The organism is Herbiconiux sp. SALV-R1 (assembly GCF_013113715.1).
Lineage (GTDB): Bacteria > Actinomycetota > Actinomycetes > Actinomycetales > Microbacteriaceae > Herbiconiux.
In genome coordinates, this window is sequence record NZ_CP053344.1 from 2,884,691 (window position 1) to 2,900,395 (window position 15,705).

General features: G+C 69.9%; 15 protein-coding genes. 9 read left to right on the forward strand and 6 right to left on the reverse strand.

Annotated features, from left to right (window positions below; translation table 11 throughout):
• Window positions 1-46: 46 nt before the first annotated feature.
• On the reverse strand, window positions 47-565 hold the full coding sequence (locus tag HL652_RS13850; RefSeq protein WP_171705862.1) for a hypothetical protein: 519 nt from the start codon (window positions 563-565) through the stop codon (window positions 47-49).
• A 251-nt stretch (window positions 566-816) separates the two neighbouring features.
• Here HL652_RS13850 and HL652_RS13855 point away from each other — a divergent pair, with 251 nt between their 5' ends.
• Together HL652_RS13855 and HL652_RS13860 are read left to right on the forward strand one after the other, a co-directional pair.
• Complete coding sequence (locus HL652_RS13855) at window positions 817-3,075, forward strand: S8 family serine peptidase (RefSeq protein ID WP_171705863.1); 2,259 nt, start codon at window positions 817-819, stop codon at window positions 3,073-3,075.
• A 35-nt stretch (window positions 3,076-3,110) separates the two neighbouring features.
• Window positions 3,111-4,277, forward strand: a complete 1,167-nt coding sequence (locus tag HL652_RS13860; protein ID WP_171705864.1) for a hypothetical protein — start codon at window positions 3,111-3,113, stop codon at window positions 4,275-4,277.
• Here the strand turns inward: HL652_RS13860 and HL652_RS13865 are convergent.
• A complete protein-coding gene (locus tag HL652_RS13865) occupies window positions 4,197-5,261 on the reverse strand; it encodes a TetR/AcrR family transcriptional regulator (protein WP_171705865.1) in 1,065 nt (354 codons plus the stop codon). The genes HL652_RS13860 and HL652_RS13865 overlap by 81 nt on opposite strands.
• Before the next feature lie 218 nt (window positions 5,262-5,479).
• On the opposite strand from HL652_RS13865, the gene HL652_RS13870 reads away from it, so the two are divergent.
• Genes HL652_RS13870 through HL652_RS13880 form a run of 3 tightly spaced genes read left to right on the forward strand, consistent with a single transcriptional unit; the run spans window position 5,480 to window position 6,747 of the window.
• A complete protein-coding gene (locus HL652_RS13870; RefSeq protein WP_171705866.1) occupies window positions 5,480-5,737 on the forward strand; it encodes a hypothetical protein in 258 nt (85 codons plus the stop codon).
• A gap of 34 nt (window positions 5,738-5,771) precedes the next feature.
• The gene (locus HL652_RS13875; protein ID WP_171705867.1) at window positions 5,772-6,299 is read left to right on the forward strand and encodes a MarR family winged helix-turn-helix transcriptional regulator; all 528 of its coding nucleotides are present in this window, start codon (window positions 5,772-5,774) and stop codon (window positions 6,297-6,299) included.
• Window positions 6,300-6,330: 31 nt separating this feature from the next.
• Window positions 6,331-6,747: a MarR family winged helix-turn-helix transcriptional regulator gene (locus HL652_RS13880; protein WP_253743289.1), complete on the forward strand. Its 417-nt coding sequence runs from the start codon at window positions 6,331-6,333 to the stop codon at window positions 6,745-6,747.
• Between the two features lie 33 nt (window positions 6,748-6,780).
• On the opposite strand, the gene HL652_RS13885 is transcribed toward HL652_RS13880, so the two are convergent.
• Window positions 6,781-7,926, reverse strand: a complete 1,146-nt coding sequence (locus HL652_RS13885; RefSeq protein ID WP_171705869.1) for a hypothetical protein — start codon at window positions 7,924-7,926, stop codon at window positions 6,781-6,783.
• A complete protein-coding gene (locus HL652_RS13890; RefSeq protein ID WP_171705870.1) occupies window positions 7,923-9,122 on the reverse strand; it encodes a sensor histidine kinase in 1,200 nt (399 codons plus the stop codon). Before HL652_RS13890 ends, HL652_RS13885 begins: the two co-directional genes overlap by 4 nt.
• A 114-nt stretch (window positions 9,123-9,236) precedes the next feature.
• Between HL652_RS13890 and HL652_RS13895 the strand changes: the two genes are divergently transcribed.
• Together HL652_RS13895 and HL652_RS13900 are read left to right on the forward strand one after the other, a co-directional pair.
• Window positions 9,237-10,871: a sensor histidine kinase gene (locus HL652_RS13895; protein ID WP_171705871.1), complete on the forward strand. Its 1,635-nt coding sequence runs from the start codon at window positions 9,237-9,239 to the stop codon at window positions 10,869-10,871.
• A gap of 49 nt (window positions 10,872-10,920) precedes the next feature.
• Window positions 10,921-12,096 carry a GGDEF domain-containing protein gene (locus HL652_RS13900; RefSeq protein ID WP_171705872.1) on the forward strand — a complete coding sequence of 392 codons (1,176 nt, stop codon included), beginning with the start codon at window positions 10,921-10,923 and terminating at the stop codon, window positions 12,094-12,096.
• A 6-nt stretch (window positions 12,097-12,102) separates the two neighbouring features.
• On the opposite strand, the gene HL652_RS13905 is transcribed toward HL652_RS13900, so the two are convergent.
• Window positions 12,103-12,774: a hypothetical protein gene (locus HL652_RS13905; protein WP_171705873.1), complete on the reverse strand. Its 672-nt coding sequence runs from the start codon at window positions 12,772-12,774 to the stop codon at window positions 12,103-12,105.
• 105 nt (window positions 12,775-12,879) lie between these two features.
• Here HL652_RS13905 and HL652_RS13910 point away from each other — a divergent pair, with 105 nt between their 5' ends.
• Window positions 12,880-14,322 (forward strand): glycosyltransferase family 2 protein, encoded by a 1,443-nt coding sequence (locus HL652_RS13910; protein ID WP_171705874.1) that lies wholly within the window; start codon window positions 12,880-12,882, stop codon window positions 14,320-14,322.
• Complete coding sequence (locus HL652_RS13915; protein ID WP_171705875.1) at window positions 14,319-14,714, forward strand: hypothetical protein; 396 nt, start codon at window positions 14,319-14,321, stop codon at window positions 14,712-14,714. The genes HL652_RS13910 and HL652_RS13915 overlap by 4 nt, the downstream gene beginning before the upstream one ends.
• Here the strand turns inward: HL652_RS13915 and HL652_RS13920 are convergent.
• Window positions 14,684-15,643, reverse strand: a complete 960-nt coding sequence (locus HL652_RS13920; RefSeq protein WP_216603897.1) for a response regulator transcription factor — start codon at window positions 15,641-15,643, stop codon at window positions 14,684-14,686. The genes HL652_RS13915 and HL652_RS13920 overlap by 31 nt on opposite strands.
• Window positions 15,644-15,705: the final 62 nt, after the last annotated feature.

Genomic DNA, 15,705 nt, shown 5'->3' on the forward strand with positions numbered 1-15,705 from the left:
CCGACGATCATGACGATCGCGGGCGGCCACGGCGTTCTGGCGCTGATCAGGTGGTGGAGCAGAGCACCAGGGTCGAGGTGACCGAACCGGCCGGCTTGCCACCCGTGCCGACGTAGCCGGTGGGAAGGGTCGCCGTTCCGTTCAGGGTGAACGCGACGGTGATCGACAGCGTGGTGCGGAACGCGATGGTGGCGCCCGCGGGCACGGCCGAGGTGAGGGTGATGAGACGGCTGGTGCCGCTCAGCACCGCCACGTTCGCGGTGCCGCCCGAGACCGAGAAGACGCCGATGTTGGCGACGCCGGTGCCGTTGACGAGCACCGTGGTGCCGGCCGGGATGGGCGCCGTGGCGCTGGCCGTCAGCGTGAAGCCGGGGCCGAGCACGCCGAGCGTGCCGCAGGAGCCGTTGAGGGCGAACGCGCCGATGTCGGTGGTGCCCGACGCCGAAGCGGCAGGAGTCGCCACGGCGAGGGCGATGACGGGAAGCGACCAGGCGGCTCCCTTCATCACGGTGCGGCGGTCGACGCCGCTCTTCAGGTCGGTGCCGGTGGGCTCGAGTTCAGTCATGGATTCCCCTGAGATCAAACGGATGTGTCGGGCTGGTCGGCGGTCGTTCCACCGCCTGGTGCACCAGCCTCACCGCGACCCCGCAGGCACCTGAATGCGAGCCGAGAACCACGTCGTTCTCGTGATGTCATGTGTCGTTAAACCGAGCATCCGGTGCATCACGGGGAATCACGTTCCCGCCCCAACGCGCCTCCCGCCCTCGCTACGATCGAGTGCGCAGCGATGCGCGACACAGGGGGAATGGACACGAGATGACCGACTCGACCGGCGCCGGGGCGCGCCGTTCACGCCGCGGGGTGCTCGGCACCGCCGCCACCGCACTGGGCCTCGGCCTTCTGCTCACGGCCGCCGGCGCGGCCCCCGCGTTCGCGACGACCACGCCGCCCGCCCCCGCGCCCGCGCCACAGGTCGAGGTGCTCGCGCAGAGCCTCGCCCTGCTCGCCGACGAGGCCGCGGGCACCGAAGGCGCTGGCGAGGGCGTCGCGACGAGTGCGACGCTCGACCCCACCCTCGGCCTCACCTTCGACGACCAGGGCCGCACCCCGGTCTCCGTGCTGTTCGCGAGCGCCGATGCGCTCGACGCAGCTCAGGATGCGGTGGCCGGCCTCGGCGAGATCCTCACCGTCACGACCTCGCAGCCCACCATCGTCGTCACCGCCGCACCGACGGCGTTCGAGCAGCTCGCCGCCCTGCCCGGCGTGATCTCGGTCAGCCCTGTGCGGCAGGCCGTGCTCGGCCACTCGGCGAGCGCGACGATCGCCTCCACCCCGGCCTCGTCCGGCAACACGGCCTGCAACCCGCTGGTCGTCGAGGCCGACGCACCCGGCGCCCTCAACTCCGCCGCCGCCCGCGAGCGCTTCGGCGTCGACGGCACCGGGGTGAAGGTCGGCATCATCTCCGACTCCTTCGCCGTCGTCGCCCACCCCTACCGCACGATGGCGGAGGACATCGCCGCCGGTGCACTGCCCGGCAGCGCCAACCCCTGCGGGTACACCACCGACATCGACATCATCGAAGACGGCAACCCGAAGCTGCCCACCAACACCGACGAAGGCCGGGCCATGGCCCAGCTGGTGCACGGCGTGGCACCGGGCGCCGAGCTCCTGTTCGCGACGGCGGGGGCCAACGAGGCGGCCTACGTTGACAACATCCGGCGGCTGGTGAAAGCGGGCGCCGACATCATCGTCGACGACGCCATGTTCCCCGACGAGCCGCTCTACCAGGAGGGCGTGGTGGGCACGGCCGCGCGCGAGGCCTATGAGCAGGGCGTGCTCTACCTCTCGGCGGCGCAGAACCAGTCGAGCATCGGCCAGGCCAGCCAGGGCACCGAGCCCGGCTTCGTTCAGAACCAGAGCACCGGGTCGTGGACGACGAAGGTCTCGAGCTTCGGCTCGTGCCCCGAGATCGTCGCCGCGGAGGCGCGGGCGGTCGTGCAGCAGCCCGAGCTCGTCGTCGACTGCCAGAACTTCGCCCGCGAGGGCTACAACCCGCTGCTGAGCGCCACGATGGGCCTCCCGCTGACACCGCAGGGCACCCTGGAGGGCACGATCAAGGCGCAGTGGGCCGAGCCGGTCTGGGGTGTCGAGACGGTCTTCCTGATCATCGCCCTCAACGAAGACGGCACCGCCCTGGTGCCGCAGAACCCGGGGGCAGAGACCACCACCCCCTACGCCACGACCGTGTTCACACCGGATGCGGGCCTCGAGAACCCGGTCGGCTTCCAGTTCGCGTTGGTGAGACTGCACCTCGCGGGCTACGACCCCGGCACACCTGAGGTGCGCATCCAGTTCATGCTCGACGACGGAGCGGTGTCGAGCCTCGGCGACGGCCAGGGCTGGGCCGACGGAGTGACCATCGGCCCCACCATCTGGGGTCACGCGGCCGTCGAGTCGGTGCTGACCGTGGGCGCGGCCTCGGTGCTGACCCCCGACACCATCGAGGACTACTCCGGCGTCGGCCCCGTGCGCTACCTCTGGGAGCCCGCGACGGGCACGAAGTCGACCCCGGTGCCGATCGCCGACCCGGTCACGCGGTCGAAGCCCGACGTGGTGTCGGTCGACCAGTCGCTCACCACCTTCTTCCCCGACCCCGCCGCCGGCGACTTCCGCTTCGGCGGCACCTCGGCCGCGACGCCGAACGCCGGCGCGGTCGCAGCACTGGGCCTCGAGTACTCCCCCGCCGCCACCGCGGAGCAGCTGCGCCACGCGCTGGTCTCGACGGCGACGGCGATGCCCGAGCAGCCCATCCGCAACGTCTCGCACGAGAACGTGACCGGCACCGGCCGGGTCGAGGCGGTGAACGCGCTCGCCGCGCTCCCCGTTCCCGCACCCGCTCACACCCCGACTCCCACTCCCGACGCCGGCGGCGACAACCGTCTCGCCGACACCGGTGCCGACGGGGCAGGCGCCACCGGAGGCCTGATCGGCATGGCCGTCGTGATCGCCGCGGGCGTCGCGCTCGTGATCGTCGGCCGGGCGACCGCGCGCGGTCGTCGGAGCCGGCAGGGCTGAGCGTCCTCCCGGGCCGGTAAGGGGAGGGAGCCTGCATGGGCCTCGACTACCCGGTGTTGCTGGCGGTGATGAGCTTCACGATCATCCCGCTGGCCACCGTGTTCTTCGTCGACAAACTGCGGCGACCCGCCGAAGACGCGGGGCGCTACTGGGCGCTCACCTTCGTCTCGGCGGTGCTCTGCTCGGTCGCCTACTACGTGTCGGGCAGCAGCCACGACATCTGGTGGTCGGTCGCCGTCGGCAACGCGGCCATGGTGTTCACGCTGGGCTCGGTCTGGATGGGCTGCCGCGCCTTCAACCGACGACGGCCCTTCGCGCTCGGGGTCGGCGCCGTCACCCTCCTCGTGGGCGTCGTCTCGGCCCTGCCCTCCCTCGACGGGTCGAAGTGGGCGGGCGCCCCCGAGAAGATGCTCGCGCTCGCGCTGTTCTCGGTGCTCATCGTGGTGGAGTCGCTCCGCCCGCGGCTGCGCCGCTTCGCCGGCGCGTGGGTGCTCGCCGCGACCCTCGCCGTGCACACCGTCTACGTGGTGCTGCGCAGCCTCGCCTACCTCGCGACCGGGCCCGAGCATCCGCTGTTCGAGAACGTCTTCGGCAGCGCGGGGGCCACCAGCATCAATCTCGTGCTGGTGCTCCTCGGCGGCGGGAGCATCATCGCCATCAGGGTGCAGGATGAGCGGCACGGCCTCACCCGACGCGACGCGAGCGGCGCACGGGAGCGGGTGCTGGGCGCGAAGGCCTTCGAGCAGCTCGCCCGGCAGCGGCTCACCGAACTCCCCCGCGCGGCGCTCCTGGTGGGAACGATCGACCTGCTCGGCCCCTTGCGCGGCGCCTACGGCGTCGCCCACGGCCGCGGTCTGCAGCGCACTCTCACGCGCATCGTGGTTCGCCACGCTCCCCCGGGCGCCCTGATCGGCGTCGACGGCGACCGCTGGATGCTGCTGTTCGGCACTGACGACGGCACGGAAGGGCTCGAACCCCTTCTCGCCACCGCCCACGCGCTCGCCACCGCCCTGCACCGCGAGTACGAGACGGCGACGGCCGAGGTCGAAGACGCATCGTCGGTGAGCTTCGGCGTGGTCGTGGCCGCGGGGGCGCCCTACGAGGAGCTGCTCGCCGCCGCGTCAGCCGCGCTCGTGCGCGACGCCGACTCCGTGCGCGGGCGGGTCGCCGTCGGGGCCGTCGGAGCTCGCGCTCTGGCCTGAGCCGACGGCGGGCTGCGCCTCCGCGCCCTCCCCCTGCGCCTCCGCGCCGTCGCGCTGCGCCTCCGCGCCCTCGGGCTGCACCTCCGCGTCGGACTCGGAGCCGCCCGGGATGCCGGTGACCGCCCCCGTCTCCCGCTGCGCCTTCATCGCCTCGAGCAGCGCCACGGTGGCCTCGACGTCGTAGTCGGGGTCTTGCTCGAGGAAGCGCTCGAGAATGGCCACCAGCGCGATGGCCGGCAGGGCCCACTCCGGGTCGTCGGAGGCGATGGTCGCCGGGCCGCGGTAGGTGGCGTCGACGAGCTGGGGGTTGCCGAGGTGGCGGAGGCCGAGGCCCTCGACGACCGCCGAGATGACCACGGCGTAGGGGCGGTAGTCGCCCTCCCACTCGGCCTTCAGCCGATACCCGAGGATTCCCGAGAACCAGCCATGGAACTCGGCCATCCGGTCGATGAAGTCAGAGCTGCCCGACCGCAGCGCCTGCTCGATGTCGTGCCGTGCCGACGACTCCATCTGACTGAGCAGCGTGGCCGAGAGGCCCACGTACGACTGCCACGGCACCGACTCGATGACGGCCCGATAGTTGTGCTCGAGGGCGACCCTGATCACCTCGTACATCACGCGCACGCGGTCGTCGGCGCTGCGCAACCGGTCGATGTTGGCGAACAGGATGCCCTCGCTGATGGCGAGGGTCTCGTTGTCGGCGAGCTTGTTCGAGGTCTCCGACGCGATCTCGACCAGCAGGTCGGCGACGAACGCCTCCTTCGAGTCCCAGAGCCGATACGTCGAGCTGCGGGGAACCCCCGCTTCGCGGATGAGATCGTCCATGACGATGTGCTCGAACCCGATGGTGAGCCCGATGCCCTCCACCCGCTCCAGAGCGACGTCGAGCACCCGTCGACGAACCTCGGATGCTCGGATGCGCGCTCGCCGCTGCTGAGCGTAGCCGGCACCCCCGTCGCTGTGGGTCGAGAAGACATCACCCATGGGCTGGACCTCCAGAACACTGTGGCGCCGGGATCGGATCCCCCGACTACACGTGTCGCTAGCGTAGTGAATACCTCGCCGATTCGCGGGAGGACGACGGGGAATCCCCCGGCCCGGCAGTACCAAATCCGACCGAATTTCGTCAACCCCAAGATTCTTTGCCAACTACTAGTTAGGCTATCTAGTAATCACTTACCACGCGACGAGAGGCGGCAGTCATGAACACCATGAAACTCATCTCCAACGGCGAGACCTACACGGTCGCCCGCCTCGACTCGGGTGTCTACCAGGTGCTGTGCGGTGAGCGGTTCCTCGGCTTCGTCGAGCGCGCCGGCTCCATCTACGTCGCCCTCTCGGGCACGCGGTACGACCGCGCTGTCGAGGCCGGCCAGGCGCTCAGCCTCGGCAAGGCCGCCGCCCTCCTCCGGGCTCCGTTCGAGAGCACCGTTCCCGCCGATCTGCTCGCCGTCGCGTAGTCCGTTCCAGAACGAGTTGGTTTAGAATCGCAGGATGACCACCGACCGCCCCGAGTCGGCCAACCACTACTGGTACGCCGACGATGCCGGACACCAGCGCGGAATCGACGTGCTGGAGGCGATGCGCAGCTACCGCGCCGCCGAGTCCGCCATGCGACGTCGCTCCCAAGCGTCGATGGGAATGGGCGAGAACGATCTCATCGCCATGCGCTACCTGCTGCGGGCCACCGCGGAGGGCAAGGCGGTGGGCCCGAAAGAACTCGCGCAGTACCTCGGCATCACGAGTGCGTCGATCACCGTTCTGCTCGACCGCCTCGAGAAGAACGGTCACCTCACCCGTCAGCCCAGTCCCTTCGACAGACGCGCGCTCATCATCGTGCCCAGCACCCCGAGCAGCGAGCTCGAGGCGGCGACGCTCGGCGACGCCCGGCCCGAACTCCTGCAGATCATCGAAGGTCTCTCCGACGACGACGCCGAGACCGTCGTGGCGTTCCTCACGCGCATGAGAGATGCGGTCGATCAGGTCGACTCGCACGTCTTCGATCGCGATGAGCGACGCTGAGCGACCGGCCTCGAGGCGCAGCTTGGAGGTCTTGACCGAGCTGCGCGCCTATCGGGCGGCCGAGGAGGCGATGCGTCGCCGCACCCGCGAGTCGATGAAGATGGGCGAGAACGATCTCACCGCCCTGCGCTTTCTGCTCAAGGCCCAGCGCGAAGGGCGAGTCGTGACACCCGGAGCACTGGCCGAGCACCTGGGTATGAAGTCGGCCTCCGTCACCGTGATGCTCGACCGCCTCACCCGGTCGGGGCACCTGTCGCGTGAGCCGCACCCCACCGATCGCCGCTCGCTCGCCGTGACGGCGACCCCGGGCTCCGACGAGGAAGTGCGCCAGACCCTCGGCGAGATGCACCGCCGCATGATGGCCGTCGCCACCGGTCTCGACGCCCGCGCCGCCCTCGTGGTGCGCACCTTCCTGCTCGACATGGCGAAGGCGTCGGCCGCGGAGTAAGGCTCCCGCTTCGCGCCGGCACGCGCCGCCCTCTCAGGCGACGCGGTCGATGTCGAACTGCACCAGCATCTCCTCGCCCTGCACCTCCTCGGAGGTCGAGCGCAGCATCAGCCGGGTCATCCTGATGAACGGGAGCACGTCGGAGCGAAGCGCGCGCACGTCGGGGCTCGCGCAGCGCACCATGCCGAAGCGGTCCTCCTCCCCCTCCACCAGCTCGAGGATGAGCGAGCCCGGCCTGGTGTGCTGCGACGACCGCAGCGCCACGAGCAGCGCCCGCAGCGTGGCGCGGTCGTCTTCGTGCAGTCGCGGCGAGAGCCCGCTCTCGTCGATCAGCACGTCGACGTGGTCCCCCAGGGAGTCGAGCTGCTGCGTCTGGGCGATGGCCGCCTGCAGGTTCTTGGCGAGCTCGCCCGCCCTCGCACGGTCGTCTGCGCTGAGGGTTCCCGAGAGACGGATGCGCGCGAGGAACGGCACGATCTCCTCGCGCAACCCGCCCATCTCGCCCATCAGGTCGTCGTCGATGAAGCGGCTGCGCACCTCCTCGTACTGCTGCTCGCGCTGCTCGGCCTGCGTGAGCCGCTCGGCGTAGATGCCGCGCAGCAGGGTCTGCGCGTAGGCGATCGACCCGAGGCCGAGCGCGAGCGCCGGCGCCACGGCGACCACCACGATCACCGCCACCGGCAGGGAGTTCTCGAAGCTCAAGAAGTAGTGGAGGGCCGCGAGAACGGTGCAGAGGACGGTGGAGACGATGGTGTACCCGGTGAGTTCGGCCGAGGTGCGGAAGGGGGCGGCCGCCATCATGGCGAGCCCGATGGTGAGCAGACCCCAGTCGTCTCTGATGTACAGGTTCGTGCCGATGCAGCTCAGCGAGCTGAGCACGGTGGCGATGGCGATGAGCGCGAAGGCCGTGGCGAACCGGTCGTTCGTGACACCGAGGTCGACGCGGAACGCGCTGCGGATGAACCAGGCGTAGCCCCCCGCCAAGGCGACGAGCGCCGCGATGGCCAGCGGCCACGACGAGACCTGATCGGCGGCGACGACGGTGAGCCCCACCGCCGTCAGCAGTGAGACCGCCGTCACCACGAGGAGGAAGCCGCGCGCACTGATGGAGGCGAGCGGGTCGAGCTGCAGGGCCGTGGTGCCCGCCGGGGGGCGGAGCGCCGCCTCGCGCACGTTCACGCGGCACCCCCCGGCACCGTGACGAACACGGCGGTGCCGGCACCCGGCCGAGACCAGATCTGCACCGAACCGCCGACCTCGACGATGGTGTCGACCACGGTCATGCGAAGGCCCACCGTGTCGTCGGCGGTGGTATCGACGTCGAAGCCCACCCCCGCATCCGACACCATGATGCTGAGCTCCGGCGGGCTCGACATGACGGCGATCTCGGCCTCCTCCACTCCCGAGTGCGCCCGCACGTTGTCGAGGCACTCGCCGACCGCCCGCTCGACGGCACGGCCCACCGAGACGCTCAGGGCGTTGACGGCGTCGATGTCTCCGGTGACCCGCACCGCGAGACCCATCTGCTCGGCGGCACGCACGAGGCCGACCAGCAGCGGAACTTTGGCGAGCTTGCGCGAGGAGCCCACCGGTCGCTGACCCTCGAGAATGACGCGCACGTCGGCGAGGTTGGCCAGGTCGCGGTCGATGGCCTGCATCTGAGCGGGCGGGATGGCCCCGGGGGCGCTCGCGGCGAGCGCCCGCAGGTCGGTGAGCACGGTGTCGTGCAGCCAGGTGGAGGCGCGGGCGGTGAAGCGGGCCATCGCGACGTCGCGCTCTTCGGCGAGCGCCGCATCCGACATCATGGCCGTGCCGCGGGCGGCGTCTCGGCGGCCGATCCACAGGGCGGAGACGAACAACCCGAGTGCCACGTAGGCGGCCAGCACCGGCACGTCGACGGCGAGCGGCATGCTCTGCTGCCACGCGGCGACCTGCACGAACCCGGGGCCGGCGACGAAGGCGACGCTGCCCAGCACGATCGACCTCGCGAGCGAGCGGGCAGCGATGCCCACGACGAGCACGGCGAGCTCGGGCATCGAGAGCAGCACGTAGTCGCTCGACGGCGGGTTCGACGACAGGGCCACAGTCACGCCCGTGGCCAGCAGCGCGTAGAGGTACAGGCCGGCGCAGGCGGCGATCGTGTACGCCACCGCCCGGAGGAAGGAGTGCGTGAGAAGCGCCGCGATGACGCCGCCGGCCGTCACCAGCAGGCCGACGATGGCGAGCGACAGCTCCCAGTGGCCGGTGACGGGGATGAACAGGGCCGTGAGAGCGAGGGTCGCACCGAGGAAGACCGACGACAGCCAGACTCCCGCCCGGCCGAGGGCTCGGCTGGTGACGACGCCGTCGACGTCGGCGACGATCTGCAACGTCATCGCGCAGTCACCCTCTGCGCATCCGAACCGTTCACGGCAGCCCCCCGCACACGAGGATATCCGGCGTGCCGAAAGGTCGCCAATCGCCGCCGCCCGTGCCTGTACCCTCGGATCATGAGTGCGGGGAACGGGGACAGGGAAACGGAGCGCCGTTCCCGATTCGACCGCGCCGTGTTCCAGTCGCAGCTGCTCCTCGCGGCGGCACTGCTCCTGCTGGTGTGCGCCGCCTACATATTCCAGCCGTCGTCGGTGCTCGACGTGCGGTTCTTCGGCGGGGTCGCCATCGTCTTCGTGCTCACCGGGGCTGCGGCGCTCGTGCCGTGGTCGAAGATCCCGCGCGTGTGGGCCGCAGCACTGCCCCTCATCGACATCTTCGCCATCATGCTCGTGCGCGAGGGCAACCTGCAGCTCGGCGTGGGGCTGCTGCTCGTCTTCCCCGTGATCTGGCTGTCGAGCTACTTCGGGCTGGTCGGCGCCGTGGTGAGCGTGGTCACCTCGGCCGTGCTCATCTGGCTGAGCGCCGTCATCGGCGACCTGCCGATCACCGTCGCCAACATCGGTTCGCTGCTCGTGCTGCCCATCACCCTCGCGTTCATCGCCACCACGACGCTCGCCACCTCGAGTCGCACGGCCGCGCAGCGAGGGCTGCTGCGCCAGCAGGCCGACCTGCTCGAGGTCGCGCTGCGCCGCGCCCGGCGCCAGGAGCAGACGCTCGACGAGGTGCTGAACGCGGTGACCTTCGGAGTCGTCGCCTTCGGCCGAGACGGCAAGCAGACCCTCGTCAACCGCGCCCACCGCAACTACCAGACCGAGTTCGGCCTCCCCGAGACCAGCATCGAGCATCCGGTGATGTACCGCGCCGACCGCGTGACCCCCTACGACGACAACGAGCGGCCCTTCGGCCGGGCCACCCGCGGCGAGCGCTTCGACGACATGGTGGTGTGGCTCGGCCAGCCGGGCGAGCACCGCATCGCGCTCTCGGTGAGCTCACGCCCGCTCACCGCGCCCGACGGCGAGCTCGACGGCGGCGTGATGATCTCGCGCGACGTCACGAGCGAGATCAACGCCATCCGCGCCCGCGACGACCTGGTCGCCTCGGTGTCGCACGAGCTGCGCACACCCCTCACCTCGATTCTCGGCTACCTCGAGCTGGCGCTCGACGACGAGACGCTCGATCCCTCGACCCGGTCGATGCTCGAGGTCGCCTCGGCGAACTCCGACCGGCTGCTCGCCCTCGTCGCCGACCTGCTCACGGCGGCCAGCGAGAAGGAGCAGCAGATCGTGATGTCGTTCAGCCAGTGCGACCTCTCCGAGATCGTCGCCCAGGCCATCCAGGGGCAGACCATCGCCGCGGACGAGCGCGGCATCGAGATCGACAACCGCGTGGCCGGCCCGATGCCGCTCGAGGCCGACGGCTTCCGGCTGCGCCAGGTGGTCGACAACCTGCTCTCGAACGCCATCAAGTACAACGTCGAAGGCGGCAGGGTCGACGTGTCGGTGTCGGCCGACGCGGGCAGCATCGACCTGGTCGTCAGCGACACCGGCATCGGTCTCACCGAGCTCGAGCAGTCGAAGCTGTTCGAGCGCTACTTCCGCGCCGAAGGGGTGCGGCAGTCGACCATCCACGGCTCGGGGCTCGGCCTCACCATCAGCCGCGACATCGTCCGCAGGCACGGCGGAGACCTCACCGTGTCGAGCGCGATCGGCGTCGGGACCACGTTCACGGCGACGATCCCGCGCGCGCGATAAACTCCGATCATCGCCGAAGGATGAGCGACGGATCAGGAGGTCTCACGTCATGACACTCGACCTCGAGACCCTCCTCGTCGCCAGCGGCCTCATCATCATCCTCTGCGGAATCGCCTTCATCCTCAACACCGCCATGCGGCGCAACGACGCCTCGGGCCGGCTCTGGAGCATCGGCTTCATCGCGGCGATGCTCACCTCCCTGTCATTCTCGATCTGGAGCATCGCCGACGAGCTGTGGTGGGTGCTGGCCATCGGCAACACCGCCTACGTCATCTCGATCGGCGCCATCTGGTCGGGCGCCCGGGTCTTCAACGGGCGGCCCTCGCTCATCTGGGTGGTGCTCGCCGGAGGCGGGCTCGTCGCGCTCTTCACGGCGATCGAGGGGCCGGGCGGCGGGTTGTGGACGGGCTCGGCGGGGCTGTTCGCGGGCGTCGCGGTGTTCGCGGGCCTCGGCGGCGCCGAGACCATGCGCTCCCGCATGCGGCGCAACCTGAACGCCCGCATCATGAGCTTCGCGCTCTGGACGGTGTGTGCGTACTACGTCGCCCGCACCGGCATCTTCGTGAGCCTCGGGCCCGACAGCTCGACCTTCCAGCAGTACTTCAGCTCGGAGCTCACCGTCATCCTCACCATCGTCGTGGTGCTGCTCGGCACCATCTCGATGTCGATCCTGCAGGCCGAGCGGTCGGGTGCCCGGGCGCTCGGCGACGTCACGGTCGGCGTGCACTCGGTGGTGGGGGTGCTCTCGGCGGCCCCCTTCATGCAGCAGTGGGCCGACTGGGTCGAACGCGCATCCTTCCACGGCGACCGGCTCGCCATGATCGCCATGGACGTCGACAACCTGCCGCAGATGAACACGGCGTTCGGGCGCACCTTCGGCGACACCGCCATCCGCTCGGTCGCGCAGATCGTGCGGCACCACGCGCCCACGACGGCGCTGCTCGGCCACACCGGGGCGGGCCGCTTCGTCATCGTCGTGGTCACCCAGAACGTGGTCGACGCCGAGCAGCTCGCCATCCGCCTGCAGACCGCGCTGGTCGACGAGCCGATCGACCCGCAGCAGTCGCTGCGTGCCACCGCCAGCTTCGGGGTCGTCGACACCGACGGCTACGGGTACGGGCTGCCGGTGCTGCGCCGCGCGCTCGACGACGCCACGCACGCGGCGCGCGAGGCGGGCGGCAACAGCATCGTCGTGGGGCGCGGCATCGCGCAGCCCGGGGCGTGACGGGGGCTAGTTGTCGTCGTCGGACGAGCCCGAGCCCGAGCCCGAGTCGGGCGTCTGCGCGATCGCCACAGTGAGCTGGTCGGTGGCGGTCTGCTTGGCGTAGTCGTTCGAACCGGGCGCCGTCTGCAGCAGGATCTCGTAGGTGAACGAGAGCGTCACCGAGGTGGCCGCCGGGTCGAGCGCGGGCAGGATGAAGGTCTGGCTGTAGCTGTAGGGCGACTTGATGTAGTACCCCGGCTGCACGGCGGCCTGGTCGGTGATGGCGGCGGGGGCGGGCAGCGAGCCCGTCGGCCCGTCGACAGCGGGGGTGAGGGTCACCCGTGAGAGGTAGAAGCTCTGACCATCGTCGGTGCCGAGGGCACCGGTGAGCGAGAAGGTGATGGGCTTGTTCGCCTCGGCCGTCCATTGGTCCATGCTGAGGGTCGAGTAGTAGTCGACGGTCATGGCGATGTCGCCGGCCTGCAGCAGGTGCTTCGCGCTGCCGGTGGCGAGCTCGTTCACCACGGGGGTGATGGTGGGCCGGGCCGTCGGGGTCGCGGCGGCCGTCGACGACGTCTCGGGCGCATCCGTGTTGAAGCGCGACTGGTCCCACGGGGCGGTGCCGCAGGCGCTCACGCCGGCCACGGTGGCGAGCGCGAGGGCACCCGCCGCGATGCCCCTGAACAGCCTGCCTGCCATCGAAACGCCCTCTCCCGTACCGCCTGATGCAATCTTAAGGTTTTCCTGACCGGACCCTAGCGCATTCAGGTGCGAACCCTGTGGGTCATACCGCAGACTTGAGCCATGTCAGAGATCAACCCGTACGTGACCGACCGCACCGAACTCGGTGAGTCGGGCGAGTTCCAGAACGACTTCATCGAGTCGGTGGAGTCGCTGCCCTCGTACCGCCCCACGATCGGGTGCATCATCCCGGCCTACAACGAGGCGGAGTCGATCGGCGACGTGCTGGAGTCGCTGCTCAACCAGACGCGCCTTCCCGACGTCATCCACGTCGTGGTGAACAACACCACCGACGACACGGTGAAGATCGCCGCGCAGTACGCCGGCCCGCACCTCAAGGAGGTCGACGGGGTCGAGCAGTTCACCGAGGTCTACGTTCACGACATCGGCAAGAACAAAGACAAGAAGGTGGGCGCGCTCAACTACGGCTACCAGCTGGTCGAGGGCTGCGACTTCCTGCTCGGTGTCGACGGCGACACCACGGCGGCTCCGGATGCTGTGGAGCGTCTCGCAGAAGAGATCACCTCCGACTCGCGCATCGGCGGCATCTCCGCCATCTTCTCGATCGACGACGCCCCCATCAAGGGCTTCATCGCCAAGTTCCTCATCACCGGCCAGCGCTTCCAGTTCGCGGCCTTCAACATGCAGAACATGCTGCGCGGCCGCAACATGGCGGTGCTCGGCGGGCAGTTCTCCATCTTCTCCACCAAGGCGCTCCGCCAGATCATGGTCGAGAACCACCAGAACACCCCGTGGGTCAAAGACTCCGAGGTCGAGGACTCGCTGCTCTCGCTCCAGATCAAGAGCGCCGGCTACCTCACCAAGATCTCGGCGCAGGCCCGCGCCGACGTGGGCGGCATGACCACCCTCCGCGGCCTCGACGCCCAGCAGGTGAAGTGGAACTTCGGCGCCATCGAGCTCATGTGGCCCGGGCAGCGCGGCGACACGAAGGGGCAGCCCTTCCACCCGAACCTCCGCCTGCGCTGGCTCGAGAACCTCTCGATGCTCACGAACCTCGTCACCCGCGTGCTGTTCTTCATCCTGCTGTTCGCGTCGCTGTCGATCAACGCGTTCGTGTTCTCCCCCGTCTGGCTCATCCCGCCGGTGGTCGCCATCTTGCTCAACCTCCGCACGGCGCTGTCGATGAAGAACCGCAACGGGCGCGACATCTTCTTCGCGCTGGCCCTCTTCCCCGCCGAGATCTACATGTGGGTGAGACTCGGGCACTTCCTCCGGGCCTGGACCAAGTTCCTGAGCCGCAAGCAGACCGACAACTGGGCTGCGCAGGCCAAGGCCGAGCGCGGTCGCGGCAACGGGTACCTCGTTCCGCTCGTCATCCTCGTGCTCGTCGTGGCCGTGATGGTGCTGGTCTGGTTCCAGCTCACCCCGTTCGTGCAGTCGACCATCCTCTGGATCGGCTGGCCGGTGCTCGGCATCATCACGATCATCCAGACCCTCGGCATGGTCATCAAGGTGCTCCGCCGCTACCGCGGGTACAAGGTTTGACCCGGTTCGTCGACCGCGAGGCGGCCCTCGGCCTCCTCAGCGCCGTCGGAGACGACGAGCACCGCGGCCGCTTCGTCCACGACTTCATCAACCTCTGGGAGACCCGATCCCAGAGGTTGATGAAAGCACTCGGCATCCGCGACTTCGAGGATGCCGATGTCGTGTGTCTGAGCATCCGCTCGTCGAGCACCATGCTCGGGGCGTGGCCGCTCGAGGCGATCGCCGGCATGGTGCACACCGCCGTGAAACAGCAAGACCTCGCCGGATGCATGACCCACCTCGCGAGGCTGCACGAGGTGGGGCGGCACACCTGCGCCGAGCTGCTCGAGCTGCTCGAGTCGCTGAAGCCTGCGGGTTCGGGTCAGTCGTCTTCGGAGGCGGCGAGGCGGTAGCCGACACCGCGCACGGTCTCGATCCAGCGCGGGGTGGTGATGCTGTCGGCGAGCTTGCGGCGCAGGTTCGCCATGTGCACCTCGATGGCGCGCTTGTCGGCCTCGCTCACGAAGTGGGCGGTGACGTAGCTCTCGCCGCGGAGGAGCAGCGCGAGGTCGGCCTTGCTGCGCACGCGGCGCTGGCTCTCCATGAGCGCGTTCAGCAGGTCGAACTCGCTGCGGGTGAGGTCGATCGCCTTGCCGTCTTTCTCGGCGAGACGCATCTCGGAGTTCACGAACAGGCTGTTGTGCTCGAGCCAGCCGTCTTCGCGCGAGTAGCTCTTCGGCGCAGCCGGCTCGGGGGCGGCGGCGGCCGGGGCGAGGGGCGCAGCGGAGCCCGCTGCGGCGTCGGGGGCGGGTGCAGCCGCGGCGTATGCGGCGGCCGGAGCGGCTGCCGGCGCCTGCGGCGCGTACTGCGCGGCGGGGGCCTGAGCCACCGGCACCGGTGCGGGGGCGGCGGCGGGCGCGGCGATCGGAGCGACCGGGCCCGAGCCGTCGACCGCGTTCACCTGGCGCGGCCGGCGCATCATCGCCTCGACCCGCGCGCGCAGCTCGCGCGGCCGGAAGGGCTTCGTGAGGTAGTCGTCGGCACCCGCCTCGAGGCCCTGCAGGGTGTCGATCTCCTCGTCGCGCGCCGTCAGCATGACGAGGTACGTGTTGCTGAACGCCCGGATGCGCTTCGCCGCCTCGAACCCGTCGATGCCGGGCATGCTCACGTCGAGCGTGGTGACCATCGGGTCGTAGGCCCGCACCGCCTGCACGCCGTCGAGACCGTTGCCGGTCGCCACGACCTCGAAGCCGGCCTGGCTCAGCACCGTCTCGAGAAGGTGCCTGATGTCGGCGTCATCCTCGATGATGACGGCGACCCTACGTTCCCCATGCGTGTCCATTGCCATGATCGTAGCAAGGGATGACGGCGCCCGGCACTGGGCCGACCAGAGCGCGCCTCGCT

What these genes read in the sequence shown, in the direction of transcription:
- HL652_RS13850 (WP_171705862.1), bottom strand. Translation starts at nt 565, where the DNA reads ATGACTGAACTCGAGCCCACCGGCACCGACCTGAAGAGCGGCGTCGAC.
- HL652_RS13855 (WP_171705863.1), top strand. Translation starts at nt 817, where the DNA reads ATGACCGACTCGACCGGCGCCGGGGCGCGCCGTTCACGCCGCGGGGTG.
- HL652_RS13860 (WP_171705864.1), top strand. Translation starts at nt 3,111, where the DNA reads ATGGGCCTCGACTACCCGGTGTTGCTGGCGGTGATGAGCTTCACGATC.
- HL652_RS13865 (WP_171705865.1), bottom strand. Translation starts at nt 5,261, where the DNA reads ATGGGTGATGTCTTCTCGACCCACAGCGACGGGGGTGCCGGCTACGCT.
- HL652_RS13870 (WP_171705866.1), top strand. Translation starts at nt 5,480, where the DNA reads ATGAACACCATGAAACTCATCTCCAACGGCGAGACCTACACGGTCGCC.
- HL652_RS13875 (WP_171705867.1), top strand. Translation starts at nt 5,772, where the DNA reads ATGACCACCGACCGCCCCGAGTCGGCCAACCACTACTGGTACGCCGAC.
- HL652_RS13890 (WP_171705870.1), bottom strand. Translation starts at nt 9,122, where the DNA reads ATGACGTTGCAGATCGTCGCCGACGTCGACGGCGTCGTCACCAGCCGA.
- HL652_RS13895 (WP_171705871.1), top strand. Translation starts at nt 9,237, where the DNA reads ATGAGTGCGGGGAACGGGGACAGGGAAACGGAGCGCCGTTCCCGATTC.
- HL652_RS13900 (WP_171705872.1), top strand. Translation starts at nt 10,921, where the DNA reads ATGACACTCGACCTCGAGACCCTCCTCGTCGCCAGCGGCCTCATCATC.
- HL652_RS13905 (WP_171705873.1), bottom strand. Translation starts at nt 12,774, where the DNA reads ATGGCAGGCAGGCTGTTCAGGGGCATCGCGGCGGGTGCCCTCGCGCTC.
- HL652_RS13910 (WP_171705874.1), top strand. Translation starts at nt 12,880, where the DNA reads ATGTCAGAGATCAACCCGTACGTGACCGACCGCACCGAACTCGGTGAG.
- HL652_RS13920 (WP_216603897.1), bottom strand. Translation starts at nt 15,643, where the DNA reads ATGGACACGCATGGGGAACGTAGGGTCGCCGTCATCATCGAGGATGAC.